Consider the following 17,788-nt stretch of genomic DNA (forward strand, 5'->3'; position numbering starts at 1 on the left):
TCGTTTCGAATGCCCGACCTTGTTAGCAAGTCCGGGACGGCGGAGACAATGGCAAAGACGCGGAGGCCGTTGGCTTCAGATCTTGCGGGCGTTTTCGACGATCATCCGCATGTATTCGATCATCAGTTCGCGCTCGAAGCGGCGGAAGCCTGAAAAAAGTGCGGCGTCCGCTTCGGATGCCGCTTCGACGGCCTGGGCTTCCAGCTCGCGGCCGAGCGAGGTCAGCGTGATGATCTGTGCCCGGCGGTCGTTCGGGTGAGGAGTGCGCTGGATAAGGCCGTCGCGCTCCATGCGGGCAAGCGTATTGGCGAGCGTCGCCTGTTCGACTTCCAGCTTGTCGAGGAGCTGTTTCTGCGTGAGACCGTCTTCCTGCCAGAGTTCGAGCAGGACGGGAAACTGGCCGGGGGAAAAGCCAAGCACCATGGCTCGCTTCTGCAAGGAGCGCGCAAAGCCTTTGGCGAGTTGACCCGCCAGGTATGTCGCCGAATGCGAGCGGTCGAATCCCATGGCCTGGTCTTCATCCCTCCCTGAACGAGCCCGGTTTGCGAGCGGTATCTGCCAGATATATCGCACGCCATGCTTTCGCCAAGCCTGTGCGAATATGGGGGAAATGACAAGTCTTTCCTGCGAAAGAGCAATAAAAAACCGCCACGGCAGGGAGGGGACAGCCGTGGCGGTTCTGATGGAAGGACAAAGGCCCGGAGAGGGGGATAGGCCTTTGTCCGGTCTGGTTCGGCGGGGGACATGCCGGCTGCCAGACTGCGGCGTGATCAATCGCCGGTGATTAGGAAATGTGGGCCCCAACCGGGCTTTTCAAGAGAAGGGGATATTACAAATCGGTAACGTTCCGGTGAGGCGCGGGAGGCCGCGCGGCGGCGAAGTTTTCGTGGACGGATCAAATGCCCCACGCTATTCCTTGCGCCATGAAAAAAGGCGATCATCTTTTCCTTGTCGACGGTTCCGGCTTCATTTTCCGCGCCTTCCACGCGTTGCCGCCGCTCACCCGCAAATCCGACGGCCTGCCGGTCGGCGCCGTCTCCGGCTTCTGCAACATGCTGTGGAAGCTCTTGACCGATGCGCGCGACACCTCGGTCGGCGTGACGCCCAGCCATTTCGCCGTCATCTTCGACTATTCGGCCAAAACCTTCCGCAAGGAACTCTACGACGCCTACAAGGCGAACCGCTCGGCGCCGCCGGAAGAGCTGATCCCGCAATTCGGCCTAATCCGCCAGGCGACCCGCGCCTTCAACCTGCCCTGCATCGAGACGGAAGGTTTCGAGGCCGACGACATCATCGCGACCTATGCCCGCCAGGCGGAAGCGACCGGCGCCGATGTCACGATCGTATCTTCCGACAAGGACCTGATGCAGCTCGTGACGCCTAATGTCCACATGTACGACAGCATGAAGGACAAGCAGATCGGCATTCCCGACGTCATCGAGAAATGGGGCGTGCCGCCGGAAAAGATGATCGACCTGCAGGCCATGGTCGGCGATTCGGTCGACAACGTGCCGGGCATTCCGGGCATCGGCCCAAAGACGGCGGCCCAGCTTCTCGAGGAATTCGGCGATCTCGACACGCTTCTTGCCCGCGCCGGCGAAATCAAGCAGGTGAAGCGCCGCGAGAACATTGTCGCCAATGCCGATCTGGCGCGGCTTTCGCGCCGGCTCGTCTCGCTTCGGCTCGACGTGCCTCTGGACCTCGATCTCGACGCGCTGGTGCTGGAGCCGCAGGACGGCCCGAAACTGGTCGGTTTCCTGAAGACCATGGAATTCGGCACGCTGACGCGCCGCGTCGCGGCAGCCTGCAACTGCGATGCCGATGCCGTTGAACCCGCCGTCGTGACTGTCGAATGGGGTCAGGCCGCCCGCGGCCCGGACCTCGATGCCGGCGGTGCGGCAGCGGCCGATACCGGCGAGGCAGCGGCGGAAGCGCCCGCCAATCCGGCCAAGGCGCCGGTCGCCAAGGGCATGGAGGCGGCAACGCCGGCCGCGCTCGCACAGACCCGCATCGAAGCCTTTGCCAAGGCCAAGCTCGATCCGAGCTGCTACGTGACCATCCGCGACCTGACGGTGCTGGACGACTGGATCCGGGCGGCGCAGCAAACCGGTCTCGTCGCCTTCGATACGGAAACCACCTCGCTCGATCCGATGCAGGCGGAGCTGGTCGGGTTTTCGCTGGCGCTTGCCGACAATATCGCCAACCCGTCCGGCCTCGAAGTCCGCGCTGCCTACGTGCCTCTCATCCACAAGACCGGCGTCGGCGATCTGCTCGGCGGCGGACTTGCCGAAAACCAGATCCCGACCAGTGAAGCGCTGGCGCGCCTGAAGCCGCTGCTGGAGGACCCGTCGGTCCTGAAAGTGGCGCAGAACATGAAGTTCGATTACCTGCTGATGCGGCGCCACGGCATCACCGTCGAAGGTTACGACGATACGATGCTGATGTCCTATGTGCTGGAGGCCGGCAAGGCGAGCCATGGCATGGATGCGCTGTCTGAGCGCTGGCTGAACCACAAGCCGATCACCTTCAAGGACGTCGCCGGCAGCGGCAAGGCCGGCGTGACGTTCGACTTCGTCGATATCGACAAGGCGACGGCTTACGCGGCGGAGGACGCCGACGTAACGCTTCGCCTGTGGATGGTGCTGAAGCCGCAGCTGGCGGCTGCCGGACTTACCCGCATCTATGAGCGGCTGGAGCGGCCGCTGGTTTCGGTACTGGCTCGCATGGAAGAGCGCGGCATCACCATCGACCGCCAGATTCTCTCCAGGCTTTCCGGCGAACTTGCCCAGCGGGCGGCCGCCTTCGAAGACGAGATCTACGAGCTGGCGGGCGAAAAATTCACCGTCGGTTCGCCGAAACAGCTCGGCGACATCCTGTTCGGCAAGATGGGCCTGCCGGGCGGCGCCAAGACCAAGACCGGCCAGTGGTCGACCTCGGCCAGCGTGCTGGAAGACCTGGCCGCCGAAGGTCATCCCCTGCCGCGCAAGATCGTCGACTGGCGCCAGCTCACCAAGCTGAAATCCACCTACACGGATGCGCTGCCGGGTTACGTCCATCCCGAGACGAAACGCGTGCACACCTGCTATTCGCTCGCCTCGACCACGACCGGACGCCTGTCGTCTTCCGAACCGAACCTGCAGAACATTCCGGTGCGCACCGCCGAAGGCCGCAAGATCCGCACCGCCTTCATTTCGACGCCCGGCCACAAGCTTCTGTCCGCCGACTACAGCCAGATCGAACTGCGCGTGCTCGCCCATGTCGCCGACATTCCGCAGCTGCGCCAGGCCTTTGCCGACGGGATCGACATCCACGCGATGACGGCGTCCGAAATGTTCGGCGTGCCGGTGGAAGGAATGCCGAGCGAAGTGCGCCGCCGTGCCAAGGCTATCAACTTCGGCATTATCTACGGCATTTCGGCTTTTGGCCTAGCCAACCAGTTGTCGATCGAACGCTCGGAAGCGGGCGACTACATCAAGAAATATTTCGAGCGCTTCCCGGGCATCCGAGATTACATGGAAAGCACCAAGACCTTCGCCCGCGAGAACGGCTATGTCGAAACGATCTTCGGCCGGCGGGCGCATTATCCGGAGATCAAGTCCTCCAACCCTTCGGTGCGCGCTTTCAACGAACGTGCGTCGATCAATGCGCCGATCCAGGGTTCGGCCGCCGATATCATCCGCCGCGCGATGGCGAAGATGGAGCCGGCACTGGAAACGGCCGGGCTGAACGGAAAGGCGCGCATGCTGCTGCAGGTGCACGATGAACTGATCTTCGAGGTCGAGGACGAAGAGATCGACAAGACCTTGCCGGTGATCGTCTCGACCATGGAGCAGGCGGCCATGCCGGCGATCTCGATGCGGGTGCCGCTGAAGGTCGATGCCCGCGCCGCCGGCAATTGGGACGAAGCGCACTGAGCCTGAGGCTCAGTGTTCCCGCGGATAGAGAGACAGAAGTGCGGTTGAAAGCAGCTCGTCGGCATAGGTGCAGGCGGTGAGCCGCGCGTCTTCGGGCATGTTCATCTCGTGACAACGCTGGTGCACGGCTTCAAGGACGAGGCTGCTGATCCCGCGGGCATGTTCGACATCCGCGTTCTCGGATGTGTCCATGGCAAGCGCCAAGGCCGTCATGGAGACGATTTCCAGAACAACGACGCGCGCTTCCAGGTCGATGGCAGCTGCCCCATCGGTACGTTGTCCCTCGCGCGGCTTGTTCTGGCCCATGATTTTTCCTTTTCATATAAGGAAAGCCACATAGAGCCGGATCAGGGACTTTAAAGAACGATCAAACGTTTTTTCGCTGACTAATCTGATGGCTCGTAAAGCAGCCGCCGAGGGCCTCGACCAGGGCCCTGCCGGCCTCTTCGAGCGATCCGCTATTGTCGATCGTCACCACATGGTAGTCGCCGGTCACGGCAAGCGAGCTGCGTTCGAGACGTCGAAGTATCTCTTCGCGCGTTTCCCGTCCGCGTGCTTCAAGCCGGGCCGCGAGCACGTCCAGGCTGGCGGTGATGTTGATGACCACCAGCGACGGATAGGCATCCTTGAACCGGGCAAGCGCGGAACGCGAGCCGTTGGCGATGACCAGCCGGCCTTGAGCCACGGCCTCTTTCGTCTCGGCGGGGATGCCGTATCGCAGGCCATGAGCACCCCAGGAGACCGCAAAACGGCCCTCCTTTTCCAGTGCCGCGAATTCCGCTTCGGAAACACCATCGTGATCCTCGCCGCCGGCCGCGGCATCGCGGGTGATAATCCGCCGTGCGAAGACGACGTCGTCGCGCCCCTCGAAATGCCGGGCGGCATAGGCCATCAGCGTGTCCTTGCCGGCCCCGCTCGGGCCGACGATCGCGACCAGGCAGCCGCTCTGCTGCTGTTCCGTTGCTGTCGGCCTGGCATCCATCAGGCGACCCGCCGGCCTTCCCGCCAGACGGCGCGCGAGACGGGAACCCCCTCTTCGTGGTGGACGCGGACGATATCGGCGCGAAGGCCGACCGCGATCCGGCCGCGGTCGTCGAGGCTGACGGTGCGGGCAGGCGTCGAGGTGACCATGGCGAGCGCCGTCGGCAGCGAGATGCTCTCCACCTCCGCGGCAAGCACGAACGGCGCATGCAGCAGGCTGAGCGGCACGTAGTCGGAAGAGAGGACGTCGAGCACGCCGCGTTCGGCGAGATCGCGGGCGGCGATATTGCCGGAATGCGACTTGCCGCGAACGATGTTCGGCGCCCCCATCAGCACGCTCATGCCCGCTCCGTGCGAGGCCTTGGCGGCATCGAAGCTGGTCGGGAATTCCGCCAGCCGCACACCGTTGTGGATCGCCTCGTCCACATGCGAGAGCGTCGCGTCGTCATGGCTGGCGACCGTGATGCCGCGCTCGGCGCAGACCTTCGAGATCGCCGCGCGGTGCGGTGTCGCGTTGCGTGCCGATTCTTCCTGGCGTTTGGCCACGAAGGCCGCGAACGCCTCGTCGCTGAGCCCGCGCTTCTTCTGATAGTAGAGCGTGTACTGATCCATCGTCTGGAATTGACGCTGGCCCGGCGCGTGATCCATCAGCGAGACGAGCCGGACATGCGGGTCGTTCTCGAAATCGACGAAATGCTCCATGCAATTGTCGGCGGAGACTTCGCAGCGCAGGTGCAGGAAATGCTCGGAGCGCAGGCGGCCATAGGCGCCGGCGGCGGCGATCGCATCCGCCATGGCCCGCATTTCGCCATGCGCAAAGCCGCCATCCTCGTCGGCACCCATGCGCAGGCAGTCGAAGACGGTGGTGATGCCGGACGTGGCAATCTGCGCATCGTGGGCCTGGATCGCCGCCGTGGTGTTCCAGCGCACGCCCGGACGCGGCGAGTAATGCTGCTCCAGATGGTCGGTGTGAAGCTCGACCAGGCCGGGAATCAGATAGTCGCCCTCGAAATCCTCGCCGGTATGGACATTGCCTTCTGAGATATCGGTGATCTTGCCGTTCCGGATCTGGACGGAACCGGAGATCACGCTGTCCTCGAGCACGATGCGGGCATTGGTGAGCACGAGTTCGGCGGTCATGATGCGGTCTTTCTGTTTTCGAAGGCGGAGGCCAGCGGAAGCCAGCTATGGGCGATGAAGGGTGCGCCGCGCTCGGGTTCGACGAATATGGCGAGACCATCGATCGTCAGCGGCGCGTTGGCGAAATCGGCGAAACGGCGGTCCAGCTCGCGGCGCATGACGGGCGCCTGTTCCGTGGGGACCTGCCCCGTCAACGTCATGTGAAAACGGAACTCGTCCATGACATAAGGATAACCCCAGCGATCGAGATTGGCGCGCTGGGCGGAGCTTAGCATATCAGGTTTACGCCGCGCGATATCGGCCTCCGACAGCGGCGCGCGAAAATGTTCGAACTCCTCGACGACGCGGCCGGCATAATGCTGGAGCTCTGGGTAGATCGTATCGGGGACGAGAGCGAAGAACCGCCCGAGCTGGCCGACAATGACGTTCGGGATATCGAAGACCGGTGTCTCTTCCGCAAACCGTTCGGCGGCATGGATCAGCTGGGCTTCCGTCCGGTCGGGATGCAGTTCGAACGGCGCCTTGAGCGTGGCGTGAAAGGCGTAGCGGCGCGGATCGGCGGTCAGTTCGTGGACGGTGTCGCGGGACAGGCCTTCGACATCGGGCGTCGGAAACGGCTCGGCCGTAAATGCGTCACGGCCGAGCCAACGGGCTGCGGCCTTCGTCAGCGGATGGTTTTCGGCGGGCGAAAAATAGAGAGCGTAGCGCAAGACGGGTATCCGGAATCAGGAGAAGGCCGGCCGACTTTAGCTGCCCGCCGGCCTGCGAAACAGGACCCCCGGCTAAAAGATTTCCATGACAGAATGATGATAATCCGGCCTGTCAGTGAGCCTTTTTGCCCATCACGCGGGAACGCAGCGCGTTGGAGAGGTTGTCGAACACGAAGACCACCAGCAGGATCAGCAGGACCATGTAGGCGACCTTGTCCCAGTCGGCATTGGTCTTCATGGATTCGAGCAGCTTGAGGCCGATGCCGCCCGCGCCGACAGCACCGATCACGGTTGCCGAACGGGTGTTGGACTCCCAGAAGTACAGCGATTGCGAGATGAAGATCGGCAGGACCTGCGGCACGACGCCATAGCGCTGCACGATGACCGGCGCCGCACCCACCGACTTGACGCCCTCGCGCTGCTTGTCATCGACATTCTCCAGCGCTTCCGAATAGACCTTGCCGAGCGCACCGGTATCCGTGAAGAAAATCGCGGCAATGCCGGGCAGTGGCCCCGGTCCGAAGGCGCGGGTGAAGAACAAAGCCCAGATCAGCATGTCGATGGAGCGCAGGAAGTCGAAAAAGCGCTTCATGCCCCAGTTGACCGGCCGGCTGGTGGTGATGTTGCGGGCAGCGACAAAGGCGAGCGGAAAGGCGATGAGGGTGGCGAACAGCGTGCCGACGAAGGCCATGACCAGCGTCTGCATCAGCTTGGAGAGAATGTCGCCATGCTGCCAGCTGCTATTGTTCAAGAAATTGTCGAGCGCCAGCGAGGCATTGGACTGGGTCGGGTCGATCCGCTCGCCGAAGAGCATCAGTCCGGCGACGCTGGTGACGCTGCGGCCCCAGAACGGCGATTGCGTATCGAAGAAGAAATTCGCCCAGCCGAGGAAACGCCGCTGCACATAGACCTGGCTGTTGCGGATTTCCGCCTGGCCGGCAAAGCCGAACCGGATATTGACCTTGTTGTCGTCCTGCACCATCCGCGCCGGCGCACCGGCCGGCAGGATGGCCCGGTCCCCTTTGATCGCCACGGGGTAGAGTTTGCCGTCGATATAGACGTCGACCTGGCTCGGGGTTACCTCAAGCCGGTCTTCTCCGCCGAAGAGCACCGTGTAGCCGCCGTTTGAAGTCGGCTTCAGCCAGTCGATCGCCGCCCCCTCGGGATATTGCCGGCGGCTCGTCCATTGCGGCACGACCTGGCCGTTCTGGAAGCGCAGGCGCGGTTGGGCGCGCCAGGAATACCAGTCCTGGATATAGATCGCCGCGCGGTCCCAGTTGCCGTTGACGAAGGTCGGAATGACGTTGAAGAAGGAAAAGCAGAAGGCGAGATAGACGGTGACCGCGACGGCGGCGACCGCCAGGCCCCAGCGCTGCATGAAACTGCGGTGAAAAACTTCCGGATAGGCGGCGAGCAGGCGTTCGCGATCGGCGGCATTGACGGCGAGATTGGACATCAGGCAGCTCCCCGGCCGAATTCGAACGATTGCTTGCCGATCAGTCGGCGGCGCAGCCAGGCCGAGAACTGGTCGACGCAGATGACGGTGACCAGCAGAAGGATGATGATCGCATAGGTCTTGGCGGCATGGTCGCGGCCGATCGACAGGCTGAACACTTCCCCGATGCCGCCGCCGCCGACGGCGCCGATAATGGTCGAGGCGCGCACGTTGATCTCGGTGCGCAGCAGCGTGTAGGAAACGAAATTCGGCAGGACCTGCGGCAGGATCGCGAAGCGGACGCGCTCCAGCCAGCTGGCGCCTGCGGCCCGCAGGCCCTCGTCCGGCTTCATGTCGGCATTCTCGACCACTTCGAAGAACAGCTTTCCGAGCGCCCCGATGGTGTGGACCGACACGGCGATGATCGCGGCGATCGGACCGATCGACAGGATCGCGGCCAAAAGGCCTGCGACGACGATTTCCGGAAACGCGCGCAGGATTTCCATGATGCGCCGTACCACCCAGCGCGTGAGACCGGCGCCGACGAGATTGGTGGAGGCGAAGAAGCACAGAAGGAAGGCGCCCGTGGCGCCGAGGATGGTCGAAACGATGGCGATATTGATGGTGATCGCCAACTGGTAGAAGAAATTCGGAATGTAGAAGCTGTCGGTGATCCAGACGCGGTCGCTGGTGTAGTCGAACTTGATCGATCCGTCGGCATAGGGCGACGGCAGGTCGAACATCGCGCGAAAAATCTCCAGCGGGCTGTTCGGCACGAAGCTTTTCAGGAAGTCGAAAAAGTAGGGAAGGCGTTCGAAGAACTTGCCGGAATTGGCTTCGTTGGCGAAATCCAGCGACGCGCCGAGCACGATCAGGAAAACGACGATCGAGACGGCGGTATAGATCCGCCGCGTCCGCACCTGGCTCTGGTAATGGTCGAGGATGGTGCGGGAGCTTTCCTGCAGCCCGCTGAACCGGGCGGGTTCGGCCATATGCGCCATTCTGGGCATCCTTGTTGAACGAGCGGCGGCATCGTCATGATGCCGCCGCCGGATTGGTCAGAACGCTGGATCAGCCGCCGATGACAGCCTTACGCGCGTCGATGATGGTCTGGTAGAACTTCTGGTCGACCGGTGCCCAATCGACGTAACCGCCGCCCGTGAAGCTCTCGAAGCAGGCCTTGTCCTTCTTCGGCAGCTCGGCGAAGAAGGCGGTTACCTTCTTCTTCATGTCGTCGGAAAGCTTGTTGGAAACCATCAGCGGGCCGTTCGGGATGAGCGGCGACTTCCAGACCTGGACGATGTCGTCCATGTCGAGCAGGCCCTTGGAGACCATGATGTGCAGGTTGCCGGAGGAGTAGCCCTGTGCCCAGTCGCCGACGGCCGAGCCGAAGGTGGTGCCGACGTCGAACTTCTTGTCGAGAACGCCGAGAACGAGGTTCTCATGGCCGCCGCCGAAGCCGGTTTCGGAGAAATACTGCTTGACCGGCATGCCGACATCCTTCGGCAGGGCGACGTTCGGGACGAGGTAGCCCGAGGTCGAGTCCGGATCGGCGAAGCCGATCTTCTTGCCCTTGGCATCGGCGAGCGTCTTGATGCCCGAATCCTTGCGGGCAACCATGATCGAGTAGTAGCCGGTCGAACCGTCGGCCTGCTTGGTGGTCAGGACCGGGGTGACGGCATTCGGGTCCTTGATGTAGATCGCGGCGTAGGAAGCAGCGCCCATGACGGCGAGGTCGATCGTGCCGCCGAGCAGGCCCTGGATGACGCCGTTATAGTTCGGCGAGGGGAACAGCTTGACATCCGAAGCGCCGGTCGCGGCGATCAGGCCGGGCTTGACGCATTCGGTGCGGCGAACCTGGTCGGCTTCGTTTTCGCCGCCATCGAGGCCGATGCGCAGAACCGGTGCGCTCTGGGCGTGGGCCTGGCCGGCGACGGCAGCAATGGCGATCGTCGCCATCAGGATCTTGCGGAATGCAGACATGGAAGTCTCCTTTGGTGATGGGATGGTCAACCCCGGAAAGGGCGTCGGTCTTCCGGCCATCACATCGGCGGCCGGAAACGGGTCAGCGCATGGCGGCGGCTTCTGCCGTCATGCCGGATATGTCGATGGCGGCCGGAGCCTCGCCACGGCGGGTGGAGGCAAGGCTGGTCGATGTCATGGTTTCGTCGATCCCGGCGCCGTCCCTGTCGGAACCGTAGATTTCGCGGACCGCATTGGCATTGAGCTCCTGCGGCGGGCCGTCGAAGACGACGCGCCCGCTCGCCATGCCGATGATCCGCTCGCAATAGCTGCGGGCGGTATCGAGCGTGTGCAGGTTGGTGATCACCGTGATGCCTTCGCGCTCGTTGATGTCGCGCAGCGCATCCATGACGATCTTGGCGTTCAATGGATCGAGCGAGGCGATCGGCTCGTCGGCGAGCATCATCTTCGGCGCCTGCACCAGAGCGCGGGCGATCGCCACGCGCTGCTGCTGGCCGCCCGACAGGGTTCCGGCCGGCTGCAGCGCCGTCTGCTCGATGCCGAGCCGCTCAAGCGCCGCCATCGCCATGACGCGCTCGTCGCGGCTGAAGATCTTCAGGAGGCTCATCGTCGTCGAACGATGGTTGAGACGCCCGAGCAGCACATTGGTCATCACGTCGAGGCGCGGCACCAGGTTGAACTGCTGAAAGATCATCGCGCAGTCGCGCTGCCAGTTGCGCAGCGCCCGGCCCTTCAGGGAGGAGACTTCGGCGCCGTTGAAATGGATGGAGCCGGCGCTCGGCTCCTGCAGGCGGTTGATCATCCGCAGCAGGGTCGACTTGCCGGCGCCGGAGCGGCCGATGATGCCGACCATCTGGCCCTGGGGAATCTCGACGTTCACGGCGCTGACCGCGACACGATCGCCGAAACGGCGGGTGACGTCCCTCAATTCGAACTTCATGCTCTCTCGCCAGTTCAGCTTTTTCTGAGAGCTCGATAGCGATGGTTGATGAAGTCTGAATGTCGGTTTTATGTCGGTTTTGTTATATTCCGAAAGCGCCCGTCGCGCTTTGGTTACGTGGCATGACGCGACACGAATTCTTCAGCCGAAAGCGCCCGGAAATCGTCCAGAGCAGCCCTCAGTTTCAGGTGATCCCAGTCCCACCAGGCAAGCCGGTCCATCGCCTCGCCGACCGCTTTTGTGAAGCGCTCGCGGATGAGTTTTGCCGGCACGCCGCCGACGATCGTATAGGGCGCCACGTCCTTCGACACGACCGCCCCGGCGCCGATCACCGCGCCGTTGCCGACGGTGACGCCCGGCAGCACGGTGGCGCCATGGCCGATCCACACGTCATGGCCGATGGTGACGCGGTTGTCGCGCCGCCATTCGAAGAAGCTCTTCTCGTCCTCGGCATCGTCCCAATAGCTGGCGGCGCGATAAGTGAAGTGGTGCAGTGTCGCCCGCCAGGTCGGGTGGTTGGTGGCGTTGATGCGCACCGACGCTGCCATGTTGACGAACTTGCCGATCGTCGCGCACCAGATCGAGCCATCCTGCATGATGTAGGAATAGGCGCCGATCTCGGCCTCGCTGATGCGGCAGCGCTCGGAAACCTCCGTATACGGGCCGAGCGTCGAATTGCTGACATTTGCCGTTTCGTGGATTGCGGGCTCGAGCCCGACCTTGACGCTCATGCTGCGACCGCCTTTCGCGGGGAAAACTGGGCGACGTCGAGAATGCGGTCGGCCACCGCCTCGCGCACCTCCTCGTCGTGAAAAATGCCGAGAAGGGCGACGCCCTCCCGCTTCTTGTCCGCGATCATCTCCACGACGACCCGCCGGTTGACGGCGTCGAGCGAGGCGGTGGGCTCGTCGAGGAGCAGGACGCGGTGACTGGTGATGAAACCGCGGGCAATGTTGACGCGCTGCTGTTCGCCGCCCGAAAACGTGGCTGGCGGCAGGGTCCAGAGCTCCCGCGGGAGATTGAGCTTGGCCAGAAGCCCGGCCGCCTTGTCGCGCGCTTCGGGGGCTGCGATGCCGCGGGCGACGAGCGGTTCGGCGACCACGTCGAGCGCCGAGACACGCGGCACGGTGCGCAGGAACTGGCTGACATAACCGAGCGTATGGCGGCGCACGTCGAGCACGGTGCGAGGGTCGGCGCGGGCGATATCGACAATCCGGTCCTTGTGATCGACGAGGATCTGCCCGGCATCGACGGCGTAGTTGCCGTAGAGCATCTTGAGGATCGAGCTCTTGCCGATGCCCGACGGGCCGCCGAGCACGACGCATTCGCCGCTCGCGACGGAAAAGTTCACATCGTTGACGACCGGCAGCTTGATGCCGTCGCGCAGGTGCATGGTGAAGCTCTTGAAGACTTCGGAAACGACGAGAGGGGTAGCCATCGGTATTCTCCTCAGACCTGCAGGATCGATGAGACGAGCAACTGCGTATAGGGCTCGCGGGGGTCGTCGAGCACCCGATCGGTCAGCCCGTGCTCGATCACATGCCCGTCCTTCATCACCATCATCCGATGAGAGAGCAAACGCGCGACCGCGAGATCGTGGGTGACAACGATCGCCGACAGGCCGAGATCGTTGACGAGGCCACGCACCAGGTCGAGCAGGCGGGCCTGGACCGAGACGTCGAGGCCGCCGGTAGGCTCGTCCATGAAGACGAGGCGCGGGCCGGTGACGAGGTTGCGGGCGATCTGCAGGCGCTGGCGCATGCCGCCGGAAAAGGCGCGCGGCTGATCGTCGATGCGGTCGGTGCCGATCTCGACGCGGGTCAGCCAGTCGCTCGCCGTGTCGCGGATCTTGCCGTAATGCCGGTCGCCGACTGCCATCAGCCGTTCGCCGACATTGGCGCCGGCCGAGACCGTCATGCGCAGCCCGTCGGCCGGGTTCTGGTGCACGAAGCCCCAGTCGGTGCGCATCAGGAAACGCCGCTCGGCCTCGCTCATATGGTAGAGGTCGCGGAAATTGCCGTCGCGCATGCGGTATTCGACGCTGCCGGTCGTCGGCATCAGCCGGGTCGACAGGCAGTTGAGCAACGTCGTCTTGCCGGAACCGGATTCGCCGACGATGGCGAGCACTTCGCCCGGCCAGAGCTCGAAGGAGACGTCCTTGCAACCGATCCGGCTGCCGTAGAATTTCGAGACGCCGCTGACTTTGAGAAGAGGGGTATCGGTCATGGCGTAATGTCCTTGGATATCAGTGCGTGTGGTTTATTCCCCTCTGTCCTGCCGGACACCACTGCCTTCGCCGTCATCCTCGGGCTTGACCCGAGGATCCGGACCGTCGCGCTCCTTGCGTTGAAATTTGGAGAGCCGCCGAGGCAAAAGAGTGTGGATCCCCGGGTCAAGCCCGGGGATGACGGAAGATGAGGAGGGGGAGATGTCCGGCAGGACAGAGGGGAGTATGCGACCTCTCCGTTCATTCCGCAGCTTCCTTGGCCGGCGCCAGCATCGCACCCGCATGGCCGTGTTCGCGGCGGTCCTCGCAATTGTCGGTGTCGGAGCACACGAACATGCGGCCGCCCTTGTCGTCGAGCACCACCTCGTCGAGATAGACGTTCTCGGCGCCGCAGAGCGCGCAGGGCTTGTCGAAGGTCTGGATCTCGAACGGGTAATCCTCGAAATCGAGGCTGACGACGTCGGTATGGGGCGGCACGGCGTAGATGCGTTTCTCGCGGCCGGCGCCGAACAGCTGCAGCGCTTCCGAGCGGTGCATTTTCGGATTGTCGAATTTCGGCGTCGGCGACGGGTCCATCACGTAGCGGCCCGCGACCTTGACCGGATAGGCATAGGTCTTCGAGATGCGGCCGTTATGGGCGATGTCCTCGTAGAGCTTCACATGCATGAGGCCGTATTCCTCCAGCGCATGCATCTTGCGGGTCTCGGTCTCGCGCGGCTCGAGGAAGCGCAGTGGTTCCGGGATCGGCACCTGGTAGACGAGGATCTGGCCCTCGGCGAGCTTGTGCTCGGGAATGCGGTGGCGGGTCTGGATGATCGTTGCATCCTGGGTGTGGGTGGTGACGGCGACATTGGCGACCTTCTGGAAGAAGGCACGGATCGATACCGCATTGGTCGTGTCGTCGGCGCCCTGGTCGATCACCTTCAGCACGTCTTCAGGGCCGATGATCGCGGCCGTCACCTGTACGCCGCCGGTACCCCAGCCGTAGGGCATCGGCATCTCGCGGGAGGCGAAGGGCACCTGGTAACCGGGGATGGCGATTGCTTTCAGGATCGCGCGGCGGATCATCCGCTTCGTCTGCTCGTCGAGATAGGCGAAGTTGTAGGTGGCGAGGTCCGTCATTTACGGCTACCTTTGAGCGATTGGGAGGGCATTTCATGGAATTCAGTGCCGAGACGGTTTCGACTATCGTGCTCTTCGGCCTTATCGCGCTCGCGCTGCTCTATCGCGGCATCTTCGGCCCGGGAAAGGGCAGCAGCAGTCTTGATGCGGATGGCGGCGATGGAGGAGACGGCGGCGACTGAATCCTGTGCGGCGATTTCGGTCATTCCGCCGCCTCCCGCATGTCTTTTCCGCCATTCCGGATGGCTTCGACATCGGCGCGCATCTTGCGCACCAACGCAAGCTCGGCCTGGAAATCGACATAGTGCGGCAGCTTCAGATGCTCGACGAAACCGGTCGCCTGCACGTTGTCCGAATGCGAGATCACGAATTCCTCGTCCTGCGCCGGCGCGGTAATGTCCTCGCCGAGTTCCTCGGCCCGAAGCGCGCGATCCACCAGCGACATCGACATCGCCTTGCGTTCGCTCTGGCCGAAGACCAGGCCGTAACCGCGGGTGAACTGGGGCGGCGCCTTGGATGAGCCCTTGAACTGGTTGACCATCTGGCATTCGGTGACCCTGATGCGGCCGAGCGAGACGGCAAAACCCAGCTCGGCGACTTCGATCTCGACGTCCACTTCGCCGATGCGGACTTCGCCGACGAACGGATGGTTGCGTCCGTAGCCGCGCTGGGTGGAGTACCCGAGCGCCAGGAGGAAACCTTCGTCGCCGCGGGCGAGCGCCTGCAGGCGCAGATCGCGGGTCATCGGGAATTCCATCGGCTCGCGGGTGAGGTCGCCGGCCCGGTGGTCCTCGGGGAACTCTCCGTCCGGTTCGATCAGGCCTTCATGGGCGAGAATGTCGGAGACCCGCATGATGTGCTCTTCCGGCGTGTCGCGGCGCTCCGGCTCGTCGACCGGTTCGTCGGAGAGCAGCGAAGGATCGAGCAGGCGGTGGGTGTAGTCGAAAGTCGGCCCGAGAAGCTGGCCGCCCGGCAGGTCCTTGTAGGTCGCCGAAACGCGCCGCTCGACCTTCATCGCCGCCGTATCGACCGGGACGGAAGAGCCGAAGCGCGGTAGCGTGGTGCGATAGGCGCGCAGCAGGAAGATTGCCTCGATCATGTCGCCGCGCGCCTGCCGGACGGCCAGCGCCGCAAGCGCCCGGTCATAGAGCGAGGCCTCGGCCATAACGCGATCGACGGCGAGGCCCAGTTGTTCGACGATCTGCTCGATAGTGACGGAAGGAAGCGAGCGATCACCCCTGCGCCGGTCGGCCAGCAGCCTGTGGGCGTTGTTGATGGCGGCCTCGCCACCCTTGACGGCAACATACATGGTTCATTCTCCTGGCCATTACCGGCATCCCATCAAAGATGCGGGAAGGTTTGGTCGTTTGGCCCCAAGGTTGAAAAGTCGGTCGACCGTTCACTGGGTCGCGATGCGTACTGTCCGCGGCAGGCACAGCAGGTTTTTGCCTGCCGTCAAAATGACATCGACGCCGCGCGGGAAGAGTGCCCGGTTGTCGGCCCAGAGCCGCGGAAAAACTTCAGGCAGGCCCTTCACCATGACGGTCGTGGCGTGCGGAATGCCGGGACCCGTCAGTGTCAGCGGCAGGCCTTCGCCAAGTGCCGCGACCTCGATCACCAGCGTCGTCGAGCGGTCCGGATATTCCTGCGTGCCGGCCGAAAACAGGCCGAATGAGGCGAGCGTCGCGCCGGCCTCCACGAAGGCGAAGCGGGCCTCCGCCTTCTCGCGGGTGATCGGTGCGCCGGTGTGGAAGCCGATCCACTCGCCGACCGCCGATTTGAAAAGCCCCGCACTCAGCCATACGGATGTTTCATGGTCGCAGAGCGTCACGGCAATCGCTCCGGCCGCGCCCTCAAGCGGCTCCGGCTGGCCGACATCCGGTCCGACGGCACGGATCGTTCCCGGACGGGCCATGCTGTCCATGAGCATGCGGAACACGTCCTGGGATTCGAAGACCGGTTCTCTAAACCCGCCGGAAAGCGCTTGCGTCTTGATGTTCATCAGTCGTCCCCCCGTACCATGGTGAAGAAATCGACGCGGGTCGCGGCCGTCTCCTCCGCCTTCTGTTTATCTTCCGTTGCGATGCGGGCCTCGATCGGACCGAGCAACGTAGCCTCCACGAAATCGCGCGTCCCGGCCTCCTGCCAGAGCGCGTCGAATATGGCTGCCAGCCGCACGTTCGGCTTCGCGGTGCCGAGCGCCTGCGCATGGCCGGCGGTGCCGGATGCCAGCAGCACGGTCGCACGCGTCACCGTCGCCTCGCCGAGATTGAAGGGTGCGCCGCCGCCTCCGATGCGACCGCGGACCATCACCAGTCCGGTCTCGGGTCCTCGCACCGGCTTGACCTCCGGCCTGGCTGGAAGCTTTTGCCAGGCGGCATCCAGTTCGTTCGTCGTCGCGCGCGCAAGCAGCCCGGCGGCACGACGGCGCGCGGCGATTTCTGCATTCGGCTCGATTTGTTTCGCCAGGTCCATCGCCAAACCCCTAAATGTCTATTGATATAGACAACCATACAAGTTATATGTACTACTAACTTCTGGATATAACAAGCGTGTGACATGGATACGGGGCAGGCAAACGTTCACCGTCAAAACGGCGTGGCGCTATGGCGGCAGATCGCCGACCGCATTCGCGCCTCGATCGCCAATGGCGATTATGACGCGACCGGCAAGGTGCCGCCGGAATTCACCCTCGCCGCACAGTTCGGCGTCAACCGTCATACGGTGAGAAGCGCGCTTGCGGCGTTAGCTCAGGAAGGCATCGTCCGTTCCGTGCAGGGGCGGGGTACGCTGATCGAGCGCAAGGAGCGGCTGAACTTCCCGATCACGCGGCGCACCCGGTTTAGCGAGGGCATCGGCGACCAGGCGCGGGAAAAGGAAGGCCTGCTGCTTCACTCAGTGCAGGAACCGGCATCCGCCGATCTCTCGGCCCGGCTACGCATTCCTGAAGGCGCCACGGTGATCCGGCTGGAAACGCTGAGGAAAGCGGATCGCCGCCCGGTCTCCCGCTCCACGACATGGTTTCCGGCCGATCGTTTCGGCGGCATCGAGGAAGCCTACAGCAAAAGCGGCTCGATCACGGTTGCATTCCGGATGCTCGGCCTTTCGGACTATCTGCGCGTCTCGACGGAAGTGACCGCGACCCACGCGGACGGAGCGGATCTCGCCGACCTGCAGCTGTCGCCGGGAGCCATCATCCTCGTTGCCCGGGCGCTGAACACGGATCCGGACGGCGTGCCGGTGCAATACGCGGTCAGCCGGTTTCCGGCCGACATGGTGCAGTTCACGATCGAGAATTGAGTTCGCGGGCTTCGCTTGCGTAATTGCAAAATCATA

19 protein-coding genes are annotated in these 17,788 nt (G+C 63.6%); 2 read left to right on the forward strand and 17 right to left on the reverse strand.

Annotated features, from left to right (window positions below; genetic code table 11):
* Positions 1-75: 75 nt before the first annotated feature.
* Positions 76-507, reverse strand: a complete 432-nt coding sequence (locus ACSQ8R_RS21060) for a MarR family winged helix-turn-helix transcriptional regulator (RefSeq protein ID WP_436255162.1) — start codon at positions 505-507, stop codon at positions 76-78.
* Between the two features lie 392 nt (positions 508-899).
* Here ACSQ8R_RS21060 and polA point away from each other — a divergent pair, with 392 nt between their 5' ends.
* Positions 900-3,914 (forward strand): DNA polymerase I, encoded by a 3,015-nt coding sequence (gene polA, locus ACSQ8R_RS21065; RefSeq protein ID WP_436255163.1) that lies wholly within the window; start codon positions 900-902, stop codon positions 3,912-3,914.
* A gap of 9 nt (positions 3,915-3,923) precedes the next feature.
* Here polA and ACSQ8R_RS21070 read toward each other — a convergent pair whose 3' ends face one another.
* The 16 genes from ACSQ8R_RS21070 to phnG form a co-directional block, all read right to left on the reverse strand.
* Positions 3,924-4,220, reverse strand: a complete 297-nt coding sequence (locus ACSQ8R_RS21070; protein ID WP_436255164.1) for a hypothetical protein — start codon at positions 4,218-4,220, stop codon at positions 3,924-3,926.
* 61 nt (positions 4,221-4,281) lie between these two features.
* On the reverse strand, positions 4,282-4,896 hold the full coding sequence (gene phnN, locus ACSQ8R_RS21075; protein ID WP_436255165.1) for a phosphonate metabolism protein/1,5-bisphosphokinase (PRPP-forming) PhnN: 615 nt from the start codon (positions 4,894-4,896) through the stop codon (positions 4,282-4,284).
* Positions 4,896-6,035 carry an alpha-D-ribose 1-methylphosphonate 5-triphosphate diphosphatase gene (locus ACSQ8R_RS21080; protein WP_436255166.1) on the reverse strand — a complete coding sequence of 380 codons (1,140 nt, stop codon included), beginning with the start codon at positions 6,033-6,035 and terminating at the stop codon, positions 4,896-4,898. The genes phnN and ACSQ8R_RS21080 overlap by 1 nt, the downstream gene beginning before the upstream one ends.
* Complete coding sequence (locus tag ACSQ8R_RS21085; RefSeq protein WP_436255167.1) at positions 6,032-6,745, reverse strand: DUF1045 domain-containing protein; 714 nt, start codon at positions 6,743-6,745, stop codon at positions 6,032-6,034. Before ACSQ8R_RS21085 ends, ACSQ8R_RS21080 begins: the two co-directional genes overlap by 4 nt.
* 112 nt (positions 6,746-6,857) lie before the next feature.
* On the reverse strand, positions 6,858-8,201 hold the full coding sequence (phnE, locus tag ACSQ8R_RS21090) for a phosphonate ABC transporter, permease protein PhnE (RefSeq protein WP_436255168.1): 1,344 nt from the start codon (positions 8,199-8,201) through the stop codon (positions 6,858-6,860).
* Entirely contained in the window at positions 8,201-9,172 is a 972-nt protein-coding gene (gene phnE / locus ACSQ8R_RS21095) for a phosphonate ABC transporter, permease protein PhnE (protein ID WP_436255537.1), read from the reverse strand. Before phnE (ACSQ8R_RS21095) ends, phnE (ACSQ8R_RS21090) begins: the two co-directional genes overlap by 1 nt.
* A gap of 79 nt (positions 9,173-9,251) precedes the next feature.
* Positions 9,252-10,163, reverse strand: coding sequence for a phosphonate ABC transporter substrate-binding protein (gene phnD / locus ACSQ8R_RS21100; protein ID WP_210010332.1), 912 nt, complete (start codon positions 10,161-10,163; stop codon positions 9,252-9,254).
* An 82-nt stretch (positions 10,164-10,245) separates the two neighbouring features.
* Complete coding sequence (phnC, locus tag ACSQ8R_RS21105; protein ID WP_436255169.1) at positions 10,246-11,103, reverse strand: phosphonate ABC transporter ATP-binding protein; 858 nt, start codon at positions 11,101-11,103, stop codon at positions 10,246-10,248.
* Between the two features lie 113 nt (positions 11,104-11,216).
* Positions 11,217-11,834, reverse strand: a complete 618-nt coding sequence (locus tag ACSQ8R_RS21110; protein ID WP_436255170.1) for a DapH/DapD/GlmU-related protein — start codon at positions 11,832-11,834, stop codon at positions 11,217-11,219.
* Positions 11,831-12,541, reverse strand: coding sequence for a phosphonate C-P lyase system protein PhnL (phnL, locus tag ACSQ8R_RS21115; RefSeq protein ID WP_436255171.1), 711 nt, complete (start codon positions 12,539-12,541; stop codon positions 11,831-11,833). The genes ACSQ8R_RS21110 and phnL overlap by 4 nt, the downstream gene beginning before the upstream one ends.
* 11 nt (positions 12,542-12,552) lie before the next feature.
* Positions 12,553-13,329: a phosphonate C-P lyase system protein PhnK gene (gene phnK, locus ACSQ8R_RS21120; protein ID WP_436255172.1), complete on the reverse strand. Its 777-nt coding sequence runs from the start codon at positions 13,327-13,329 to the stop codon at positions 12,553-12,555.
* Between the two features lie 241 nt (positions 13,330-13,570).
* On the reverse strand, positions 13,571-14,452 hold the full coding sequence (locus ACSQ8R_RS21125; protein WP_436255173.1) for an alpha-D-ribose 1-methylphosphonate 5-phosphate C-P-lyase PhnJ: 882 nt from the start codon (positions 14,450-14,452) through the stop codon (positions 13,571-13,573).
* Positions 14,449-14,658: a hypothetical protein gene (locus tag ACSQ8R_RS21130; RefSeq protein ID WP_436255174.1), complete on the reverse strand. Its 210-nt coding sequence runs from the start codon at positions 14,656-14,658 to the stop codon at positions 14,449-14,451. Before ACSQ8R_RS21130 ends, ACSQ8R_RS21125 begins: the two co-directional genes overlap by 4 nt.
* Positions 14,655-15,761, reverse strand: a complete 1,107-nt coding sequence (locus ACSQ8R_RS21135; protein ID WP_436255175.1) for a carbon-phosphorus lyase complex subunit PhnI — start codon at positions 15,759-15,761, stop codon at positions 14,655-14,657. The genes ACSQ8R_RS21130 and ACSQ8R_RS21135 overlap by 4 nt, the downstream gene beginning before the upstream one ends.
* Before the next feature lie 90 nt (positions 15,762-15,851).
* Complete coding sequence (gene phnH, locus ACSQ8R_RS21140) at positions 15,852-16,454, reverse strand: phosphonate C-P lyase system protein PhnH (protein ID WP_436255176.1); 603 nt, start codon at positions 16,452-16,454, stop codon at positions 15,852-15,854.
* A complete protein-coding gene (gene phnG, locus ACSQ8R_RS21145) occupies positions 16,454-16,927 on the reverse strand; it encodes a phosphonate C-P lyase system protein PhnG (RefSeq protein WP_436255177.1) in 474 nt (157 codons plus the stop codon). Before phnG ends, phnH begins: the two co-directional genes overlap by 1 nt.
* Positions 16,928-17,011: 84 nt before the next feature.
* On the opposite strand from phnG, the gene phnF reads away from it, so the two are divergent.
* Positions 17,012-17,752, forward strand: a complete 741-nt coding sequence (phnF, locus tag ACSQ8R_RS21150) for a phosphonate metabolism transcriptional regulator PhnF (protein WP_436255178.1) — start codon at positions 17,012-17,014, stop codon at positions 17,750-17,752.
* Positions 17,753-17,788 lie beyond the last annotated feature (36 nt).

The sequence above is a fragment of the Neorhizobium sp. LjRoot104 genome (genome assembly GCF_964253725.1).
GTDB lineage: Bacteria > Pseudomonadota > Alphaproteobacteria > Rhizobiales > Rhizobiaceae > Neorhizobium.